The sequence below is a fragment of the Methylobacterium sp. 190mf genome (assembly GCF_900107945.1).
GTDB lineage: Bacteria > Pseudomonadota > Alphaproteobacteria > Rhizobiales > Beijerinckiaceae > Methylobacterium.
The window spans coordinates 1-3120 of sequence record NZ_FNVI01000071.1; the positions used below are offsets into that span (position 1 = coordinate 1).

General features: G+C 59.9%; 3 protein-coding genes. All 3 read right to left on the reverse strand.

Translation table 11 applies throughout. The features are described from left to right. Window positions 1–108: 108 nt before the first annotated feature. The 3 genes from tnpB to C4T42_RS31225 all read right to left on the reverse strand — a co-directional run bounded on the left by tnpB (window position 109) and on the right by C4T42_RS31225 (window position 2510). On the reverse strand, window positions 109–465 hold the full coding sequence (gene tnpB / locus C4T42_RS31215; RefSeq protein WP_103986558.1) for an IS66 family insertion sequence element accessory protein TnpB: 357 nt from the start codon (window positions 463–465) through the stop codon (window positions 109–111). Then, window positions 462–890, reverse strand: coding sequence for a transposase (locus tag C4T42_RS31220; RefSeq protein ID WP_181049266.1), 429 nt, complete (start codon window positions 888–890; stop codon window positions 462–464). Before C4T42_RS31220 ends, tnpB begins: the two co-directional genes overlap by 4 nt. Before the next feature lie 378 nt (window positions 891–1268). Continuing rightward, a complete protein-coding gene (locus tag C4T42_RS31225) occupies window positions 1269–2510 on the reverse strand; it encodes a class I SAM-dependent methyltransferase (RefSeq protein ID WP_181049267.1) in 1242 nt (413 codons plus the stop codon). Between the last annotated feature and the right edge of the window lie 610 nt (window positions 2511–3120).

A 3120-nucleotide genomic window follows, 5' to 3' on the forward strand; every position in this document is an offset into this window, starting at 1 on the left:
AATCGGGCGGCTCGTCGATGCCGTCACGCCCGACGAGGCTGCAAACTTCTTCGTCGCGGCAGGATACGACCCCAATTAAACCGAAACCGCTCTAGCCAGCCTTTTTGCTCAGCCGGCAACCGCCGGCACGCCCACGGCACGCGCCGTATGGACGCGCTTCCAGTCCAAGCCTTCGACGAGCGCCGCGAGCTGCGCCGCGCTCAGCCGGACCACGCCGTCCTCGATCTTCGGCCAACAGAACTGACCCGCCTCCAAACGCTTGGTCGCGAGGACCAGCCCGCTTCCATCCCAGACCAGGAGCTTCACCCGGTCGGCGCGCTTCGAGCGGAACACGTAGACCGTGCCGGAGAATGGGTCCGCGCCCATCGCGTCCCGGACCAGAGCGGCCAGCCCGTCCATGCCCTTGCGGAAGTCCACAGGCCGCGTGGCAAGCATCACGCGCGCCGCGCCGGACGGCCCGATCATGGACAAGCCTTCAGCGCCCGGATCACCGCGGTGATCTGAGCCTGGCTCGCGTCCGCACCGATGCGCACCACGGCGCCGGCCATCTCCACCTCGATCCCGGTAGCAGGGCTGCCCAGAGGACGGATGCCGGCCCGGGGCGACGATGCGGATGACGCAGAGGCAGGCTCATCGAGGAGAACCGGTACGAAGGCCGCTGCCATTCCACCGACTGTCGGCGCCTTCCGCGCCTCGCGCAGCCAGGTAAACAGGTGCTGCGGGCTCATCCCGTTCCGGCGCGCGACAACCGACACGACGGCACCCGATGCCATGGCCTCAGCGAGGATCCGTCTGCGCTCGGACTGCGACCAGCGTCGCCGGCCGCTCGCGGTGGTGATGACCTCAAGCCGCCGAACGGTCCGCGGCGGCTCGACCATATGCTCGACCATAGACACAAAACGATCCCATCCAGGGGCCGTCAGCATCATCCTCTACGCCGGCCAGCGAAAGGTGGGCTCCAAACATCGCATACGCTTGAGCCGAAGCCGGTGTCATTGCGTACCTCCGGAAGTTTTTCCCGAAGGGACTCGACCGGGATTTGACCATGGCCAACGTCGTGCGGATCATCGGTCGGGCCAAGGCTGGCACCGGCACGTGAGCTTGGTGATGTTAGCATTCGCGATCCGGCGCGGGTGCGCCCGCTGGCCAATGCGCCGCCCCCAAAAGCGCCGTGATCAGCTGACGGCCGAAGAAGCCGCCCTTGATCACGCTGGCGCGACGATGATGACGGTATCTTCGTTGCCTTCAGGCCCGATTGCAATATACAATTACCGCTCCTCGATCAGGCTAATCTTTCTTCTGCAGGCCACCCGGCGAGTTCCCCAACTCACAAAGCGGAATTGAACTCCGAATTCAAGTTGATCAAGAACAAAGCACAAAGTCACCGAATTGCGCCCAGGCCGACCGGAGATCTGGTAGGTTGAAATTGGCGCATCGAGCCGGCCGATCATCACATCGCACTCGGCATCAACCGTTGCGTTCGAGTCGCCGTAGAGTTCGAACTGGAATTCGCATTCAAATTTTCCTTTCCGCAGTGGTAGGTATGGGCCGAATAGCATCGCGCCGCTTTCCCCCGCTTCAGCCACAATCCAATCTTCGCCGTCGCGATGCTCCAGTCTGCCCACGTTTGATGAGAACCGAGTGAGGCGCTCTGGCCAGGCCCGATCGAAGATCTGATGAATTAAATCAGCCAAAGCTCGTTCGTCGGGCACTCTTAATGATCGGCGCCCTTCAAGCCACCAGATAAAGGAGTGCTCAGGCCGGTCCTTTGCAACAATCGATCGCTCAGTGACAGACCACTCAGCCGTATCGATTGGTGGGAGGGGCAGCAGCTGCTCTGTAGCTGGATCCCTCATCAACCAAATTCCCTTCCTGGCCGTGACATCGAAGCCAGCCAGGGTCATCACTTGCTCAGCCTCTCCAAGCGTCGCCTCGACGGTGTGCTCTGGATGGCTCCAGCTCTTCAGCAACTCGGTCGCAGTGCGATTTGGGCTGTCCATGACTAACAGCCCTCCTTCTTTCGTGACACGCGCAGCTTCGAGCATGAAGCCAAGGAGTTCATCTGGCCACAGATGCTCGTAATTCTGCCCGGAGAAAACAAGGTCGCAGCTCGCGCTCGCGACTCCCGCCATGTCGGAGCATGTATTCTCAATCCACCTTACATTCTGAGGTAGTCCTTCCGGCTTAGGTGTATAGTATTCAAGGCCTATATGAATTGCCGGTCGCCCATAACATTTCTCGATCCAATCAAAAAACCATAGGCCGGCACACCCTGCGCTTAGAAATGTATGAACACCCTTAGGAACCTCGCGAAGCAGAGCGCTTCGCGCGCTGTGCAAATATGCATTAATGTCCGGCGCTGACGCTGTCCGAGTTGGCATCAGCCGTGAACGAACCTCATCGATTGTTTTAGGCTCTATATTTTCGGCCTGCCAACGTATCATCAACTCGCCGGGGTCGGTTCCTCGCAGCCAAAGGTAACCATCCGCGACAACTTTTTCGAAATCCACGTTCGCCCTCGACATAGAATACTGCTCCGATGCTATCTGACGTTTTACACTAAGGAGGCGGGTTGAGTATGGCTGCTGCATCACGCGAGCTGATCCAAGGGCGGGCCACCGGATCGTGGGCTCTCGGCTGAGAGTTCTTAACCCAGCCGCGATTAGCGGATCGGTCGAAAAGGGTATCAGAAAAGGAAGGGTGATTGCAGTCCCTGGGACGGGGAGTTTTTGTATGTCTCAGGTGATTTAGGACGAGTTGGGTTGCTCAGAAACGGAGGCTTTGGTCCATCTGGGTTGAGATGTTAGGCAGCCTGCGCGTGGTGACGCAAGGGGTGATCGATGAGGGTCTGGCGCTTGTGACCTGACCGGTATTTTAGACCGAGCCAATTGAGAGGTGGACTTGCTACGGTTTAATGGCTCTTCGTCATTTCGTGTGGCTTCCCCGTGCGTTCTCCGTTCGTGTGAGAAGGACGGAGCTTGGCGATGGCGCGGCTGCACGAGGTTCCTGGCTGCCGGGTACTCTCGATCGAAGACGGGCATGAGGCGGGCGTTGTCATGCACGTTCGCGGCTGTCGCTGCGCAGGACGATGTCCCGTTTGCGGCACGCTGAGCACCGCCC

Bases quoted from the DNA above. Each gene is read 5' to 3' on its own strand.
- tnpB (WP_103986558.1), bottom strand. From the start codon at position 465: ATGATCGGGCCGTCCGGCGCGGCGCGCGTGATGCTTGCCACGCGGCCT.
- C4T42_RS31220 (WP_181049266.1), bottom strand. From the start codon at position 890: ATGGTCGAGCATATGGTCGAGCCGCCGCGGACCGTTCGGCGGCTTGAG.